Annotated in this window: 16 protein-coding genes; 11 read left to right on the forward strand and 5 right to left on the reverse strand. The window is 72.9% G+C overall.

What is annotated here, in order from left to right; genetic code table 11:
• Positions 1-9: 9 nt before the first annotated feature.
• Positions 10-843: a Rossmann-fold NAD(P)-binding domain-containing protein gene (locus tag ABEB12_RS25020; RefSeq protein WP_185062220.1), complete on the forward strand. Its 834-nt coding sequence runs from the start codon at positions 10-12 to the stop codon at positions 841-843.
• Between the two features lie 68 nt (positions 844-911).
• A complete protein-coding gene (locus ABEB12_RS25025; protein ID WP_185062221.1) occupies positions 912-1412 on the forward strand; it encodes an anthrone oxygenase family protein in 501 nt (166 codons plus the stop codon).
• Here the strand turns inward: ABEB12_RS25025 and ABEB12_RS25030 are convergent.
• Complete coding sequence (locus ABEB12_RS25030; RefSeq protein ID WP_185062222.1) at positions 1409-2089, reverse strand: hypothetical protein; 681 nt, start codon at positions 2087-2089, stop codon at positions 1409-1411. The genes ABEB12_RS25025 and ABEB12_RS25030 overlap by 4 nt on opposite strands.
• A gap of 122 nt (positions 2090-2211) precedes the next feature.
• Here ABEB12_RS25030 and ABEB12_RS25035 point away from each other — a divergent pair, with 122 nt between their 5' ends.
• From ABEB12_RS25035 to ABEB12_RS25050, 4 genes are read left to right on the forward strand one after another with little or no spacing between them, the layout of a single operon-like run.
• Positions 2212-2691 (forward strand): histidine phosphatase family protein, encoded by a 480-nt coding sequence (locus ABEB12_RS25035; protein ID WP_185062223.1) that lies wholly within the window; start codon positions 2212-2214, stop codon positions 2689-2691.
• Between the two features lie 11 nt (positions 2692-2702).
• Positions 2703-3281, forward strand: a complete 579-nt coding sequence (locus ABEB12_RS25040; RefSeq protein WP_185063050.1) for a helix-turn-helix domain-containing protein — start codon at positions 2703-2705, stop codon at positions 3279-3281.
• 60 nt (positions 3282-3341) lie between these two features.
• Positions 3342-4307: a pyridoxamine 5'-phosphate oxidase family protein gene (locus ABEB12_RS25045; protein WP_185062224.1), complete on the forward strand. Its 966-nt coding sequence runs from the start codon at positions 3342-3344 to the stop codon at positions 4305-4307.
• Entirely contained in the window at positions 4304-5146 is an 843-nt protein-coding gene (locus tag ABEB12_RS25050) for a PaaX family transcriptional regulator C-terminal domain-containing protein (RefSeq protein ID WP_185062225.1), read from the forward strand. Before ABEB12_RS25045 ends, ABEB12_RS25050 begins: the two co-directional genes overlap by 4 nt.
• Here ABEB12_RS25050 and ABEB12_RS25055 read toward each other — a convergent pair.
• Positions 5137-5937 carry an enoyl-CoA hydratase-related protein gene (locus tag ABEB12_RS25055; protein ID WP_185062226.1) on the reverse strand — a complete coding sequence of 267 codons (801 nt, stop codon included), beginning with the start codon at positions 5935-5937 and terminating at the stop codon, positions 5137-5139. The two genes, ABEB12_RS25050 and ABEB12_RS25055, sit on opposite strands and share 10 nt — an antisense overlap.
• Positions 5938-5996: 59 nt before the next feature.
• Between ABEB12_RS25055 and ABEB12_RS25060 the strand changes: the two genes are divergently transcribed.
• From ABEB12_RS25060 to ABEB12_RS25075, 4 genes are read left to right on the forward strand one after another with little or no spacing between them, the layout of a single operon-like run.
• Positions 5997-6743 carry an SDR family NAD(P)-dependent oxidoreductase gene (locus tag ABEB12_RS25060; RefSeq protein ID WP_345703128.1) on the forward strand — a complete coding sequence of 249 codons (747 nt, stop codon included), beginning with the start codon at positions 5997-5999 and terminating at the stop codon, positions 6741-6743.
• Positions 6740-7144 (forward strand): Rid family hydrolase, encoded by a 405-nt coding sequence (locus ABEB12_RS25065; RefSeq protein ID WP_185062227.1) that lies wholly within the window; start codon positions 6740-6742, stop codon positions 7142-7144. Before ABEB12_RS25060 ends, ABEB12_RS25065 begins: the two co-directional genes overlap by 4 nt.
• Positions 7141-8769 carry an AMP-binding protein gene (locus ABEB12_RS25070; RefSeq protein WP_221498186.1) on the forward strand — a complete coding sequence of 543 codons (1629 nt, stop codon included), beginning with the start codon at positions 7141-7143 and terminating at the stop codon, positions 8767-8769. Before ABEB12_RS25065 ends, ABEB12_RS25070 begins: the two co-directional genes overlap by 4 nt.
• Positions 8766-11063 carry a bifunctional salicylyl-CoA 5-hydroxylase/oxidoreductase gene (locus tag ABEB12_RS25075; RefSeq protein WP_185062228.1) on the forward strand — a complete coding sequence of 766 codons (2298 nt, stop codon included), beginning with the start codon at positions 8766-8768 and terminating at the stop codon, positions 11061-11063. The genes ABEB12_RS25070 and ABEB12_RS25075 overlap by 4 nt, the downstream gene beginning before the upstream one ends.
• A gap of 278 nt (positions 11064-11341) precedes the next feature.
• Here the strand turns inward: ABEB12_RS25075 and ABEB12_RS25080 are convergent, their stop codons facing one another.
• The 3 genes from ABEB12_RS25080 to ABEB12_RS25090 form a co-directional block, all read right to left on the reverse strand.
• Positions 11342-12667 carry an RNA polymerase sigma factor gene (locus tag ABEB12_RS25080; protein WP_345703129.1) on the reverse strand — a complete coding sequence of 442 codons (1326 nt, stop codon included), beginning with the start codon at positions 12665-12667 and terminating at the stop codon, positions 11342-11344.
• A 52-nt stretch (positions 12668-12719) separates the two neighbouring features.
• Positions 12720-13145 (reverse strand): YciI family protein, encoded by a 426-nt coding sequence (locus ABEB12_RS25085; RefSeq protein WP_185062229.1) that lies wholly within the window; start codon positions 13143-13145, stop codon positions 12720-12722.
• 96 nt (positions 13146-13241) lie between these two features.
• Positions 13242-14126, reverse strand: coding sequence for a LysR family transcriptional regulator (locus tag ABEB12_RS25090; RefSeq protein ID WP_185062230.1), 885 nt, complete (start codon positions 14124-14126; stop codon positions 13242-13244).
• Between the two features lie 98 nt (positions 14127-14224).
• On the opposite strand from ABEB12_RS25090, the gene ABEB12_RS25095 reads away from it, so the two are divergent.
• The gene (locus tag ABEB12_RS25095; protein ID WP_185062231.1) at positions 14225-15481 is read left to right on the forward strand and encodes an FAD-dependent oxidoreductase; all 1257 of its coding nucleotides are present in this window, start codon (positions 14225-14227) and stop codon (positions 15479-15481) included.
• The last annotated feature ends 13 nt before the right edge of the window (positions 15482-15494 follow it).

Here is a 15494-nt window from a genome sequence, read left to right on the forward strand (position 1 = left end):
CTAGTGCACATGACGACGAACCCGCAAAACCTCATCCTCGTAACCGGCGCCACCGGCACCACCGGCCGCCGGGTGGCCGAGCGCCTGGCCGCGCGCGGCGTGCCCACCCGGAGCGGCTCGCGCAACGGCCGGCCGCCGTTCGACTGGGCCGACGAAAGCACCTGGCCCGCCGTGCTGGACGGGGTCACGGCCGCCTACCTGGTCTACTACCCCGACATCGTCGCGCCGGGCGCGGTGGAGACGGTCGAGCGGTTCGCCCGGCTGGCCGTGCGGAGCGGCTGCCGCCGGCTGGTGCTGCTCTCCGGCCGGGGCGAGGAGGCCGCGCAGCGCGCCGAACAGGTGGTGATGGACTCCGGGGCCGAATGGACCATCGTGCGTTCCGCGTTCTTCGCGCAGAATTTCAGCGAGAAGGGCTTCGAAGACTTCATTCGGGCCGGAGTGGTCGCATTGCCGGCCCCCGAGGTGGGAGAGCCGTTCGTGGACGCCGACGATATCGCCGACGTGGTCACCGCCGCGCTCACCGAGGACGGCCACACCGGCCAGCTCTACGAGGTCACCGGGCCACGCCTGATGACCTTCGCGGAGGCCACCGCCGAGATCGGCGCGGCCACGGGCCGGGACCTGGAGTACCACCGGATCACCGAGGCCGAGTTCATCGCCGGCCTGGTCGCCCAGGGCATCCCGGAGGAGACCGCCACGGTGTTCGCGGAGATCTTCGGCACGGTGTTGGACGGCCGCAACGCCTACCTCACCAACGGCGTGGAGCGCGCCCTCGGCCGCCCCCCGCGCGACTTCACCGAGTACGCCCGAGACGCCGCCGCCACCGGCGTGTGGCACGCGTAGCGCCGAAGGCGCCGAACCGAGCACGCGCCCAGTTAGGCGCGTGCGGGACAAAAGAGGGGAACGGATCAATGATCAACGTACTGAGCTGTATCGCGCTGGTACTCGCCACGCTGGCCGCCGGGCTGCTGGCGGGCCTGTTCTACTCGTTCTCCGTCTCCGTGATGCCCGGCCTGGCCAGGTCGGAGGACCGCACGTTCGTACAGACCATGCAGCAGATCAACATCGCGATCATCAACCCGCTGTTCTTCTTCAGCTTCATGGGCACACCGGTGCTGGTGGGCCTGGCCGCCGTGCTGCACCTCGGGTCGGACCGCCGGCCGGTCCTGGTCCCGCTCCTGCTCGCCTTCGTCGCCGCGCTGGGCACGCTGATCATCACCATGGCGCTGAACGTTCCGCTCAACAACGCCCTGGACCGCGCCGGCCACGATCTGGACCGGATCTCCGACCTGGCCGGTGTGCGCAAGCGGTTCGAGGGCCCGTGGGTGCGCTGGAACCACATCCGCACGGTCACCTCCACCGCCGCCCTCGCCTTCATGGCCTGGGCGCTGGTGGAGTACGGCCAGCTCTAAAGGGCGTGCTTGATCATGTGGATCAACCGGCCCGAGGTGGACTCCGGCTCCGAGTGGTGCGTGGCGTGCGACCGGTCGCACGCCACGTTCCGCACCTGCGGGACGTCCGCGGCGGGCGAGGCGGCGTACAGCACCGCCGCCCCCACCATCGACGCCGCCACCACCGGCCGCTGGCCGAGCACCCGCACCGCGCCGCCGACCAGGGAACCCACCCGGGGCGACCAGCCGCCCGCCGAGGCGCCGAGGCGCACACCGCCCGCCGGCACGGTTCCGCCCGTGACCGCCGCGTCCAGCTCTTCCCCGAACCAAGCGAAGATCGTCCGGGCCACGGCCACCTCGGGGGTGTCGGCCGGGCGCAGCTCGGCCACCGCCTCGCGGGCCAGGTCCTCCACCAGGGTGGCCAGCTCGACCCGGCCCGGGTCGCCCCGGCGCACCCTCATCAGTTCGTTGACCACCTCGATGGTCCAGCGGGCCACGGCGATGTCCGCCGGGTCCAGCTCGCCCTCGGGCCGGCCCAGCGCGTCGGCGATCCGGCCCACCGAGGCCAGCGCCCGCCCGTCGGCCAACGGCGGCGGCAGAGGAAGCTTCTCACCGTCGCGGCCCAGCTCGGCCTCCTCGGCCGCCAACTCGGCCAACAGCCGCCGCACCGCGCGCAGCGCCACCGACGTCTCCGGCATGTCAACTCCCACCTCTGCCCCCGCTCCCGTATAGCAATACGCGAGCGCCTACCCAACTGTTTCCACTCGGTCGAGGTTCACAGCAAACGCACAGTTTGTCGCCGGGGGCGCAGAATGGGCGCATGCGCCGCCGGTTGATCCTTCTGCGTCACGCCAAGTCGGACTGGACGCACCAGCTCCCCGACCACGACCGCCCGCTGGCCGGGCGCGGCCGGCGGGAGGCGCCCCTGGCCGGCCGGTGGCTGAGCACCCACACGCCGGACATCGACCTGGTGGTCTGCTCCACCGCCGAGCGCGCCCAGCGCACCTGGCGGCTGGTCGCCAAGGAGCTGGCCGCGCCGCCCGAGGTGCGGCTGGAGGAGCACCTGTACGGCGCCTCGGTCGCCGACCTGCTGAAGGTGGCGCGAGCGCTCCCGGACGAGGCGGGCACGGCGCTGTTCGTGGGGCACAACCCCGGCCTGGAGGAGTTCGTGGTCGAGTTGACCCGCATCTACTACCCGATGAAGACCTCCTCCATCGCGGTGATCTCCTGGGCCGGTGGCTGGACCGACGCCGCACCCGGCGAGGCCCTGCTCGACGCGGTGGAGACGCCCCGGCCGTGAGCCCGCGCAACATGTACGACCCCGCCGTCGCCGGCGCCCTGGAACGGGTCGGGCCGAGGCTCAAGCGCCTGCGCACCCAGCGCAACATGACGCTCGCCGAGCTCGCCGACGCCACCGGCATCTCCAAGAGCACGCTGTCCCGCCTCGAGTCCGGCGGCCGCAAGCCCAGCCTGGAACTGTTGCTGCCGATCGCGCTGGCCCACCAGGTACCACTGGACGACCTGATCGGCACGCTGCGAGTGAGCGACCCCCGGGTGCACACCAACGTGCGCGACGTGGACGGCCGGACGGTGCTGCCGCTGACCCGCCAGCCCGGGCCGCTGCAGGCCTACAAGATGGTCATCCCGGCCAGCCAGTGTCACCCGGAGCCGCGCACGCACGGCGGCTACGAGTGGTTCTACGTGCTGTCCGGCCGGGTCCGCCTGGTGCTGGCCGACCACGACCTGACCATGGGTCCGGGCGAGGTGGCCGAGTTCGACACCCGCCTGCCGCACTGGTTCGGCAGCACGGGCCAGGGCCCGGTCGAGCTGCTGAGCCTGTTCAGCCCGGAAGGCCAGCGCATGCACGTACGCGCCAAACCACGCCGCTGAGCGAATTTGTCGAGACCATTCGTCTTGACATGACTTCCTACCGAGACTTAGCGTCTCGACATGGGCGAAGGACACGGGGACTGGCCGGACGAGGTCGATCGGGTGCTGGACGGTGACCTCGCGGTCATGTTGGCCGACGTCACGCCGGCGAACGGCGTGGTCCTCACCCCGCTGACCAACTTCGCGCTGCGCGACCGGGCGGCCGGCACGGTGACCGTGCTCAGCTCCCTCGGCGCCTGGCGCAAGCTGCGCCGGCTGCGCCGCGAGCCCCGGGTGGCGCTGGTCTTCCACACCCGCCGGCACGGCTACGCGACCGGCTCGGAGTACGTGCTGGTCCAGGGGCGCGCGTCGTTCCGGGCCACCCCGGACCGGGCCTGGCTGGAAGCCATCGAGCCCAACTGGACGCGCTTCATGGGACCCCGGGACACCGGCCTGCCCTGGGGCTGGTGGCTGGACGCGTACCAGTGGCAGCGCATCGGCGTGCACATCGCGGTGCACCGGGTGGTGAGCTGGCCGGACCTGGAGTGCCGGGGCACGCCGCGGGTGCACGGCGCCCCACTGCCGGAGGTGCCCCCGGACGGCCAGCCGGCCCCGGCGAAGGGCACCTCCTCGCGGGTGGACCCGGCGCGAGTCGCCGAGCGGGTGAACCGGCTGCCCGACACCTTGCTCGGCTGGGCGGACACGGACGGCTTCCCTTTCGTGGTACCGGTCTCCGGCGCTCAACCGGACGGGGGCGAGGTCGGGCTGACCGTGCCACCCGGCCTGGTGCCGCCCGGTGCCCGTCGGGCCGGGCTCACCGCGCACTGGTTCAGCGAGCGGGTACTCGGCCAGGAGCAGCGCGGACACACCGGGTGGCTGACCGCGAACACCCAGGACGTGCGGTACGCGCCGCACACCGCGACGGGTTACCGGCTGCCGCCGTCGCGCACGCTCTACCGGCTGGTGGTCGGCGGGATGACCCGCCGCGGCCTGCGCGCGCCCGCCGCGCGGGTTTCGCCTGACCAGGGCGATATCATGCGCCGGTGACGACGCTCACCGAAACGACCCGAGCAGGCGCGAAGCCCCGTGCGCTCATCGTCACCATCTACGGGCTCTACGCGCGCGAGGTGGGCGGGTGGATCGGCGTGGCCGCGCTGATCAGGATGATGGCCGCGCTGGACGTGGACGAGTCCTCGGTGCGCTCGGCCATCTCCCGGCTCAAGCGCCGGGAGCTGCTGGCGCCGCGCCGGGTGGGCGGCGCCGCCGGCTACGAGCTGTCCGACCAGGCCAGGGAGATCCTGGACGAGGGTGACCGGCGGATCTTCGGCCGGCAGCGGGCCAGCCTCTCCGACGGCTGGCTGCTGGCGGTGTTCACCATTCCGGAGGCCGAGCGGCAGAAGCGGCACGTGCTGCGTTCCCGGCTGAGCTGGCTGGGCTTCGGCACCGCGACCCCCGGGGTGTGGATCGCGCCGCGCAACCTCTTCGACGAGACCGAGGACGTGCTGCGGCGCTCCCAGCTCGCCGACTACGTGCACGTCTTCCACGCCGACTACCTGGCCTTCGGCGACGTGGCCGAACACGTGCCGAAGTGGTGGGACCTGGACGGCCTGCGCGCGCTGTACGGCGAGTTCCTGGACACCTTCGGCCCGGTACTGACCCGCTGGCGGCGGCGCCGGACCCCGGATGACGCGGCGGCGTTCGCCGACTACGCGCGGGGCCTCACCGCGTGGCGCCGGCTGCCCTTCCTGGACCCCGGGCTACCCCCGGAGCTGCTCCCGCGCGACTGGCCCGGGGTACGCGCGGCCGAGCTGTTCGAGGAGCTCCGGGAGCGGCTGGCCGAGCCGGCGCACCGCTATGCCAGCGCGGTGATCGCCCCTCAGCGGTAGGGCGCGAAGTCCGGCGAGCGCTTCTGCGCGAACGCGTTGGCACCCTCGGCGGCCTCCTCGGTGTGCACGAACAGGTCGAGCCCGTCGAACGCCACCCGGGACAGCCCGGCGATCTGCTCGCTGTCCGCGTTGAAGGCGTGCTTGAGGAACTTGAGCGCGGTCGGCGGGTAGGCGGACATGGTGCGCGCCCACTCCCGGGCCTTGTCCAGCAGCCGCTCGGCCGGGACGACCTCGTTCACCAGGCCCCAGCGCTCGGCGGTCGCCGCGTCGTACTGCTCCAGCAGGAACCAGATCTGCCGGGCCCGCTTCTCCCCCACCACCCGGGCCAGGTAGGCGGCGCCGAAGCCGGCGTCGAACGAGCCGACCCGGGGCCCGGACTGGCCGAACCGGGCGTGCTCGGCGGCCACCGTCAGGTCGCACAGCACGTGCAGCACGTGCCCGCCGCCGATGGCGACGCCGTTCACCGCCGCGATCACCGGCTTGGGGATGTCCCTGATCATCTGGTGCAGCCGCTCGATCTCGAACAGGCCCCACTCGGTCTCGCCGTAGGAGCCGGTCTCCGCCCGCTCCTTCACGTCCCCGCCGGCGCAGAACGCCCGGTTTCCCGCGCCGGTGAGGATCACGGCGGCCACCCGCCGGTCCACCCAGGCGTGCTTGAACGCGGACAGCAGCTCGTCGACCGTGCGCCCCCGGAACGAGTTCATCCGGTCCGGCCGGTTGATGGTGATGGTGGCACAGGCGTCATCGGACACCTCATAGGTCACATCGGTGAACTCGCCGGGCTTGATCATTGCCTACCCTTCATGTCGATCTCTTGACGTTCGTCAAGATTACGTGCCACCGTAGAAGCATGCCAATGCGAGCGTTGGTCACCGGCGCCGGCCGGGGAATCGGCCGCGCGGTGGCGGAGCACCTGTCCGGCCGCGGCTACCGCGTGGCGCTCACCGCGCGCAACGAGGACGAGCTGCACAAGGCCGCCGCCGCGTGCGCCGGCGAGACCCTGGTGGTGCCGGCCGACATAACCTCGGCCGTCGACCAGGTCTTCGACCGGGTGGAAGCCGCCTGGGGCGGGGTGGACGTGCTGGTCGCCAACGCGGGCGCGGGCAGCTCGGCTCCGGTGCACCGGATCACCGACGAGGACTGGTCACGCATGCTCGAGCTGAACCTGACCGCCCCGTTCCGCTGCGTCCGCCGGGCCGTGCCGGGCATGGTCGCCGCCGGCCACGGGCGGATCGTGGTGATCGCCTCGGTCGCCGCCAAGCGCGGTGACCCCTACGTCGCCGCCTACACCGCGAGCAAGCACGGCGTGCTCGGACTGGTCCGGTCGGCGGCCGCCGAGCTGGCCGGCGCCGGGGTCACGGTGAACGCGGTCTGCCCCGGCTACGTGGACACCCCGATGACCGACACCACGGTCGCCGAGGTGGCCGCCAAGACCGGCCGGGACCCGGCCCGGGTGCGCGCCACACTGGCCGCCAAGCAGCCGGTCGGCCGGTTGGTCAGCCCGGCCGAGGTGGCCGACGCGGTGTGGTTCTGCGTGGGCAACGGGGCGGTCACCGGCCAGGGTGTGGACGTCTCCGGCGGGGCGGTGCAGTCGTGAACAACCAGGCGAACCGCCCGGTGAACCCGCCCGACCTGGCCAAACCGGTCGGCTTCTCGCACGCGGTGGTCGCGTCGGGCACGACGGTGTTCCTGGCCGGGCAGACCGCGCTGGACGCGGACGGCCGGATCGTCGGCGACGGCGTGGTGGCCCAGTTCGACCGGGCGCTGCGCAACCTGCTGCGGGCGCTGGCGGAGGCCGGCGGCCGGCCGGAGCACCTCACCTCGCTGACCGTATACGCCGTAGACCTGGCTGATTACCGTGTACACGCCGCCCAGCTGGGCGGGGTATGGCGGGAGCTGCTCGGTCGGCACTACCCGGCGATGGCCGCGATCGGCGTGAGCCGGCTGTGGGACGCCGAGGCGCTGGTTGAGATCCAAGGATTCGCGGTGCTGCCATGAAGACGATCGCCCTTTCCCCCTCCGCCCACCTGGACGGTTTCTGCCGGGACAACCTGCCGCCGGTCGAGACGTGGCCGGACCTGGACCCGCACGACCTCGCGCTGGACTACCCGGACCGGCTCAACTGCGCAGCCGAGCTGCTCGACGCCGCCGTCGCGGCCGGTCACGGTGCACGCCGCTGCCTGTTGTCGCCGACCGGGACCTGGACCTACGCCGAGCTGCTGGCCACCGCGAACCGGGTGGCCAGGGTGCTCACCGAGCGGTACCGGATCGTGCCGGGCAACCGGGTGCTGCTGCGCGGGCCGAACACGCCGTGGCTGGTCGCCTGCTGGTTCGCCGTGCTGAAGGCCGGCGCGGTCGCGGTGCCCACCATGCCGCTGCTGCGCGCCGGCGAGCTGCGCACGGTGTGCGAGCTGGCCCGGGTATGGCTGGCCCTGTGCGACCACCGCTCGCTGGACGACCTGATCGGAGCGGGCATCGACGGCCTGACCGTGGTGCCCTACGGCTCCGACTCGCCGGCCGACCTCACCGCGCTGGCCGCCGCCCGGCCCGCCGACTTCGCCACCGTGGAAACCTCGGCCGACGACGTCGCCCTGCTCGGCTTCACCTCGGGCACCACCGGGCGGCCCAAGGCCACCATGCACTTCCACCGCGACCTGCTGGCCATCGCCGACACCTTCTCCCGACACGTGCTGAAACCCCGCGCGGACGACCTGTTCGTCGGCACCCCGCCGATCGCCTTCACCTTCGGCCTCGGCGGCCTGGTGATCTTCCCGTTGCGGGCCGGCGCGGCGACCCTGCTGCTCGAGCGGGCCACGCCCGACCAGTTGGCCGGCCACATCGCCGCGCACCGGGTGACGGTCTGTTTCACCGCGCCCACCGGTTACCGCGCCATGCTGGAGGCGCCCGGCGCGGCCGAGCGGCTGGGCTCGCTGCGCCGCTGCGTGTCGGCCGGTGAACACCTGCCGGCCGCGACGTGGCAGGCCTTCCACGAGGCCACCGGCCTGCGCATCATCGACGGGATCGGCGCCACCGAGATGCTGCACATCTTCATCTCCGCCGCCGACCAGGACATCCGGCCCGGCGCCACCGGCCGCGCGGTGCCCGGCTACCAGGCCCGGGTGGTGGACGAACGGGGCGAACCGGTGCCCGACGGGACCCCGGGCCGGCTGGCCGTGCGCGGCCCGACCGGCTGCCGCTACCTCTCCGACGACCGGCAGCGGAACTACGTGCGGGACGGCTGGAACATCACCGGGGACACCTACGTGCGGGACGCCGACGGGTACTTCTGGTACCGGGCGCGCACCGACGACATGATCATCTCCGCCGGCTACAACATCGCCGGGCCCGAGGTGGAGGAGGCACTCCTGGCCCACCCGGACGTGGTGGACTGTGGCGTGGTCGGCCTGCCGGACGAGCGGCGCGGCCAGCTGGTGACCGCCTACGTGGTGCTGCGCGCCGGCGTCGCGCCGGACGCGGCGACCACGCGCGCACTGCAGGACTTCGTGAAGCAGCGGATCGCGCCGTACAAGTACCCGCGCGCGGTCCGGTTCACCGACCGGTTGCCCCGCACACCGTCCGGCAAGCTGCAGCGGTTCCGGCTGCGCGAGGGGGTGGCGCCGTGAGGATCGCGGTGATCGGCGGCGGGCCGGGCGGGCTCTACCTCGCTGCCCTGGTCAAACAGCTGGACCCGAGCCACGAGATCACCGTCTGGGAGCGCAACGCCCCGGACGACACGTTCGGCTTCGGCGTGGTGTTCTCCGACGAGACGCTCGGCGGCATCGAGCACGCCGACCCGGCTGTCCACCGGGCCATGCAGCGCGAGTTCGTCCGCTGGGACGACATCGACGTGCACTACCGGGGCCAGCGGCACACCAGCGGCGGGCACGGGTTCGCCGCGCTGAGCCGGCAGCGGCTGCTCGGCATCCTGCGGCGGCGGTGCGCCGAGCTGGGCGTGACCATGCACTTCCGTGCCTCGGCGCCGGACGCGGAAGAGCTGGCCGAGCGCCACGACCTGGTGGTCGCGGCCGACGGAGTGAACAGCGCCACCCGGGCCAAGCACGCCGACGTGTTCCGGCCGGACCTGGACGTGCGCGACTGCAAGTACATGTGGCTGGGCACCGACCTGGTCTTCGACGCGTTCAAGTTCTACATCCGGGACACCCCGCATGGGGTCATGCAGATCCACGGCTACCCGTTCGGCGCCGCCGGCAGCACCTTCATCGTGGAGATGACCGAGGCGGTGTGGCGGCGTGCCGGGTTCGCCGAGCTGGACCGGGGCGACTGGCGGCCCGGCGAATCCGACGACGCCTCCATCGCGCGGGTGCGCGAGCTGTTCGGGGATGTGCTGGACGGGCACGCGGTGATGGCCAACAACTCCCGGTGGACCAGCTTCACCACGGTGCGCAACGAGGTGTGGCGCCACGGCAACGTGGTGCTGCTGGGCGACGCGGCGCACACCGCGCACTTCTCCATCGGCTCCGGCACCAAGCTGGCCATGGAGGACGCCCTGGCGCTGGCCGCCTGCCTGCACGAGCAGCCCGACCTGGACAGCGCGCTGGCCGCCTACCAGGAGGAACGTCAGCCCGTGGTGGCCTCCACCCAGCGGGCCGCCCAGGCCAGCCTGGAGTGGTTCGAGCGGCTGCCGCAGTACATGCACCAGGACCCGGAGCAGTTCGCGTTCAACCTGCTCACCCGGTCCCGCCGGGTCACCCACGACAACCTCCAGCTGCGCGACCCCGGTTTCGTCGAACGCACCGAGCGGTGGTTCTCCGCGACCGAGGCGCCGCCGATGTTCCAGCCGTTCCGGCTGCGCGAGCTGGAGCTGCCCAACCGGGTCGTGGTGTCCCCGATGGACATGTACACCTCGCGCGACGGGGTGCCCTCGGAGTTCCACCTGGTACACCTGGGCGGGAAGGCGCTGGGCGGCGCCGGGCTGGTGATGACCGAGATGGTGTGCGTCTCGGCGGCCGGCCGGATCACCCCCGGCTGCGCCGGCCTGTACGCCCCGGAGCACGAGACGGCCTGGCGGCGGATCGTGGACTTCGTGCACAGGCACAGCCAGGCCAAGATCGGCGTGCAGCTGGGCCACTCGGGGCGCAAGGGGTCCACCCGGCTGATGTGGGAGGGCATCGACCAGCCGCTGCCGGAGGGCAACTGGGAGGTCTGCGCGCCGTCCCCGATCCCCTACCGGGCCGGGGTCAACCAGGTCCCGCGCGAGCTCACCGAGGCCGACCTGGCGTCGATCCGGGCCGAGTTCGTGGCCGCCACCGAGTCCGCGCTGCGCGCCGGCTTCGACCTGATCGAGCTGCACTGCGCGCACGGCTACCTGCTGTCCTCGTTCCTGTCCCCGGTGACCAACCGGCGCACCGACCGCTACGGCGGCTCGCCGGCCAACCGGCTGCGCTTCCCGCTCGAGGTGTTCCGGGCGATGCGTGAGGTGTGGCCGGCCGACAAGCCGATGACCGTGCGGGTGTCCGCCACCGACTGGGTGCCCGGCGGACTGACCGGCTCCGATTCCGTGGAGATCGCGCGTGCCTTCGCCGACGCGGGCGCCGACGCGATCGACGTGTCCACCGGCCAGGTCACCCCGGACGAGCAGCCGGCCTACGGCCGCTCGTACCAGACCCCGTACGCCGACGCGATCCGCAACCGGGTCGGCATCGCCACCATCGCGGTCGGCGCGATCTCCTCCTACGACGACGTAAACTCGATCATCCTCGCCGGCCGCGCCGACCTGTGCGCTCTGGGCCGGGTGCACCTGTACGACCCGAGCTGGACGCTGCACGCGGCCGCCGAGCAGGACTACCAAGGCCCGGGCGCGGCCTGGCCGGCCCCCTGGCGGGCCGGCAGCCGCCGCCCCAACACCGGCCGCGTGGACGGCCCCAAACCCCGCCTCGACCTGATCCGCCGCCCCTGACCGGCATCACCTCACCATCACCCTCCGGGGGAGTCGCCTCTCCAACCCGAGTGCCGCCGAGCACGCTATGGCTCTGCGTGGAAATTCGCGACATCCCACGGGACGCCGCGGCTGCTCGACGGCAACCGCCCTCGCCTGGGCGGCGGTCCGGCACCCGGGTCGGGCACCGGCCGGTTAAGCCGACCGCCCCGTTGGAGTCCGATGCCGCGTATTTCCACGCAGAGCCATAGCGAGCGAAAGGGGCTCGGGACGGACTCTCAGGTGCGGGCGGTGAGCGGCTACGTGGATCCGGCGGCTGCCGCCGAGTCGGCGGCTCGGGCGGTGAGCAGGGCGCGCTCGCGTTCGTTGGCGGTGAGCGTGGCGGCGCGCTCGAACTCGGCGCGGGCCTCGGCGTGCCGGCCGAGCTTGGCCAACAGGTCGCCGCGGGTGGCGGGGAGCAGGTGGTAGTTGCGCAGCGTGGGGGCATCGGTGAGCTGGTCGACCAGCCGTAGGCCGGCCTCCGGGCCGTGGGCCATGGATACCGCGACCGCCCGGTTCAGCTCCACCACCGGCGACGAGGTGATCCGGGCCAGCTCCCCGTACAGCGCGGCCATGCCGGCCCAGTCGGTCTGTTCCGCCGTGCGCGCCCGCGCGTGGCAGGCCGCGATGGCCGCCTGCAGCGTGTACGGGCAGCGCTTGCGGTCCTGCTCGGAGGCCAGCCGCACCGCCTTGTCCAGCGCCGCCAGGCCACGGTTGATCAGCAGGTGGTCCCAGCGGGAGCGGTCCTGGTCCAGCAGGAGGATCGGCTGGCCGCGCGCGTCGGTGCGCGCCCGCATCCGGGACGCCTGGATCTCCATCAGCGCCACCAGGCCGTGCACCTCGGGTTCGGCCGGCATGAGCCCGGCCAGGATCCGGCCCAGCCGCAGCGCGTCCTCGCACAGGCCCGGGCGCATCCAGTCGTCACCGGCGGTGGCCGAGTAGCCCTCGTTGAAGATCAGGTAGATCACCTCGAGCACCGTGGGCAGCCGGGAGTTCAGCTCCTCTCCGGTGGGCGCCTCGAAGGCCACGCCGGCCTTGGTGAGGGCCCGCTTGGCCCGCACGATCCGCTGGGCCACGGTCGGCTCGGGCACCAGGAACGCCCGGGCGATCTCCGCCGTGGTCAGCCCGCCGAGCACGCGCAGGGTGAGTGCCACCCGCGCCTCGGCGGACAGCACCGGGTGGCACGCGGTGAACACCAGCCGGAGCAGGTCGTCGGCGATGTTGCCGTCGGCCGCCTCGTCCACCGCGTCGAACTCGTCCTGGCTGGTGTCCCGGCGGGTCAGTAGGTCCCGGCCCATCTCGTCGCGTTTGCGGGTGAACCGCTCGCCCCGGCGGATCTGGTCCACCGCCCGCCGCTTGGCCACGGTCATCAGCCAGGCGCCCGGGTTCTCCGGCACGCCCGAGGCCGGCCACTGCTCCAGCGCGGCGACCAGCGCCTCCTGCGCCAGCTCCTCGGCCGCGCCGACGTCGCGCATCATCCGGGCCAGGCCGGCGATCAGCCGCGCCGCCTCGATCCGCCACACCGCCTCGATCGCGCGGTGCGTGGTGGACTCGGTCTTGCTCGTCGCGCTGGCGGGCGGGGCCACGCCCTGGATCAGACCAGGTCATGGCCCGCGCCCGCAAGCCGCCCGGGTCAGCTCAGGAGTTGTTCTCCAGCTGCGCGCGCAGCCGGTCCTCCTGCGCCCGCAGCTCCGGGGTGAACTCCTCGCCGAAGTCCTCCGCCTCGAACACCTGGCGCAGCTCGATGACGAACTCGCCGCTCTCCGGCCGGGGCGCCCGCTTCAGCCACTCCACGGCTTCCTCGAACGACTTGGCCTGCAGCAGCCAGAAGCCGGCGATCAGCTCCTTGGTCTCCGCGAACGGACCGTCCAGCACGCTCGTGCCCTCGGCGGTGTGCACCAGCCGGCAGCCCCGCGAGCTGGGGTGCAGCCCCTCGCCGGCCAGCATCACGCCGGCCTTGACCAGTTCCTCGTTGTACGCGCCCATCGCGCCCAGCTCCTGCTCGGTCGGCATCTCGCCGGCCTCGGACCGCTCGTCCGCCTTCACGATCGCCATGAACCGCATCGTCGTCTCCTTCTGTTCGGGGGTTGAGCCTGTTTCCGTTGACGCGTCGCGGACGCCGGGACGAATTCGACACCACCGCGACAATCGGGCTCGCATTCACCCGATCGGAGCAACCGGCGCCTCGACCAACGCGTCGTGCACCGCGGCCACCACTCCTCTGGTCAGTGGCTGCCGGGCCACCCAGGTGGGCAGGCTGACCTCCGGGTCCACCAGCCGCCGCCACGGCCAGTCCGGCAGCAGTCGCAGCGCGGTGGGCTCGGTGAGCAGCACCGCGTCCGCTCCGGCGATCTCCGCGCAGACCAGCGCGTTCTCGGTGAACCGGGCGAACCGCCAGCGCGGCATGCTGCCCACCTGGTGGGTGGCCGCGATCAGCCGGTCGTGCTCGGTGGGCACCTGCTCCCTGGCGTGCGCCAGCACCGCCACCCCGTGCAATGCGCGGACCGGACAGCTGGACCGGGCGGCCAGTGGGTGGTCCGGCCGCACCGCCACCCCGAACGGCTGCTCGAACAACAGGTGGTTGGTCAACGTGTCCGGCGGCACCAGGTGCACCAGCACGATGTCCAGCCGACCGGCGCGGACCAGCCGCAGCTGCTCCGCGCTGCCCACGTCGGCCAGGCCGAGCAACGCCTCCGGCACTCGGGTGCGCACGCGGTCCAGCGCGCCGCGCAGCCAGGTCACCGGCACGCCCGGCGGCAGGCCGAGCTCCACCTGCTCCCCCACCGGCCCCGCCGTACGGGCCACGTCGCCGCTCGCGTCGGCCATCCGGAGCACCGCCAAGGCATGGGTGTGCAGGGCGGCCCCGGACGCCGTCGGCCGCACCCCGGTGGGTACCCGGTCGAACAGCGAGGTTCCGATCTGCCGCTCGAGCAGGCGAATCTGCCTGGTCAGGGCCGGTTGAGAGATGAGAAGTCGCTCGGCCGCCCGGCTGATGGAGCGTTCCTCGAAGACCGCGGCGAAGTAGCGCAGCTGACGCAGCTCCATAACCTGAAGGTATACCCGGGCCATCCCGCCGGCATTGGCCCCTTCCGGTCGTACGTGCTCGAATGATCGCCACAAGCACCACTCGACGGGGAGCGGAAATGCCCGAGGCGGAACATTTCGACGTGCTGGTGGCCGGCGGAGGCGCGGCCGGGGTGGCGGCCGCGGTCGGCGCCCGGCGGGCCGGCGCGACGGTCCGCCTGGTCGAGCGGTACGGCTTCCTGGGCGGCGCGGCGACGAACAGCTCGGTGCTCACCTTCTGCGGGTTCTTCGACCAGCGGCGCAACCCGGTGGTCGCCGGGGTGGGGGCGGAGATGCTGGAGCGGCTGCGCCGCCGGGACGTGTACCGGGAGATGAGCTTCGCCTGGACCGGCAACCACTTCGTGCTGCTCGACCTGGAGACCACCAAGCTGGTCTACGACGAGCTGGTCACCGACGCCGGCGTGGATGTGCGGCTGCACAGCACACTGACCGACGCCACCCGGAACGGGGCCGGGGAGATCACCGGCGTCACCGTGCACGACCGGGGCGGCGGCCGCCGGGTGGCGGCGGCCGCCTTCGTGGACGCCAGTGGCGACGGCGCGCTGCTCGGCGCTTCCGGCGCGGCCGCCCAGGTGGCACCGGTGGCGGAGCGGCAGACCAGCAGCCTGGTCTGCCGGTTCGGCGGGGTCGACCCGGACGCCGACCTCTCCCGCGAGGGCATGCGCGCCGCCGTCGCCGCCCACAACGCCGGTGGCGACGGCCCCGCACTGGCCCGGGACCAGGGCATCACGGTGCGCCTGCCGATCACCGGGCAGGTTCTCTCCCTGGTGGTGGACGAACAGCTGGACGCGCTTGACCCGGCCGCGTTCACCCGGGACGAGATGAGTGCGCGGCGCCAGGCCTGGCGCTACCTGGACGCGTTCCGCAAGCACCTCGCCGGCTGGTCACAGGCCCACCTGGTGGAGACCGGCCCCCAGATCGGCATCCGGGAGAGCCGCCGGCTGCACGGCCGCGCGGAGCTCACCGCCTCCGATGTGCTGGGTGCGCGCAAGCGCCCCGAGGACGGTGTAGCCCGGTGCGGCTGGCCGATCGAGGACCACGCCTCACCCGGGGTCACCCGGTACCGGCCGATCGAGGACAAGGGCTGGTACCACATCCCGTACGGGGCGATCACCTCTTCGGACACCGCCAACCTGTGGGCCGCCGGCCGGCTCACCTGCGCCGACCGTGAAGCCTTCGCCTCGGTGCGGGTGATGGGTGCGGCCTTCGCCACCGGGCACGCCGCCGGCGTGGCCGCCGCCCAGTTCGCCCGGGGCCACCGGCACGACCTGCCCGCCATCCGCGCCGAGCTGCGCCGCCAGGGCGCGCTGGTCTGAGACACAGGAGCCC

Source organism: Actinospineispora eucalypti, from assembly GCF_039543365.1.
Taxonomy (GTDB): Bacteria; Actinomycetota; Actinomycetes; order Mycobacteriales; family Pseudonocardiaceae; genus Pseudonocardia; species Pseudonocardia eucalypti.

Excerpts from the sequence above, each read along its gene's own strand:
- ABEB12_RS25040 (WP_185063050.1), top strand. The coding sequence starts at position 2,703 with ATGTACGACCCCGCCGTCGCCGGCGCCCTGGAACGGGTCGGGCCGAGG.
- ABEB12_RS25095 (WP_185062231.1), top strand. The coding sequence starts at position 14,225 with ATGCCCGAGGCGGAACATTTCGACGTGCTGGTGGCCGGCGGAGGCGCG.
- ABEB12_RS25070 (WP_221498186.1), top strand. The coding sequence starts at position 7,141 with ATGAAGACGATCGCCCTTTCCCCCTCCGCCCACCTGGACGGTTTCTGC.
- ABEB12_RS25035 (WP_185062223.1), top strand. The coding sequence starts at position 2,212 with ATGCGCCGCCGGTTGATCCTTCTGCGTCACGCCAAGTCGGACTGGACG.
- ABEB12_RS25020 (WP_185062220.1), top strand. The coding sequence starts at position 10 with ATGACGACGAACCCGCAAAACCTCATCCTCGTAACCGGCGCCACCGGC.
- ABEB12_RS25085 (WP_185062229.1), bottom strand. The coding sequence starts at position 13,145 with ATGCGGTTCATGGCGATCGTGAAGGCGGACGAGCGGTCCGAGGCCGGC.
- ABEB12_RS25060 (WP_345703128.1), top strand. The coding sequence starts at position 5,997 with ATGCCAATGCGAGCGTTGGTCACCGGCGCCGGCCGGGGAATCGGCCGC.
- ABEB12_RS25055 (WP_185062226.1), bottom strand. The coding sequence starts at position 5,937 with ATGATCAAGCCCGGCGAGTTCACCGATGTGACCTATGAGGTGTCCGAT.
- ABEB12_RS25025 (WP_185062221.1), top strand. The coding sequence starts at position 912 with ATGATCAACGTACTGAGCTGTATCGCGCTGGTACTCGCCACGCTGGCC.
- ABEB12_RS25045 (WP_185062224.1), top strand. The coding sequence starts at position 3,342 with ATGGGCGAAGGACACGGGGACTGGCCGGACGAGGTCGATCGGGTGCTG.
- ABEB12_RS25030 (WP_185062222.1), bottom strand. The coding sequence starts at position 2,089 with ATGCCGGAGACGTCGGTGGCGCTGCGCGCGGTGCGGCGGCTGTTGGCC.
- ABEB12_RS25090 (WP_185062230.1), bottom strand. The coding sequence starts at position 14,126 with ATGGAGCTGCGTCAGCTGCGCTACTTCGCCGCGGTCTTCGAGGAACGC.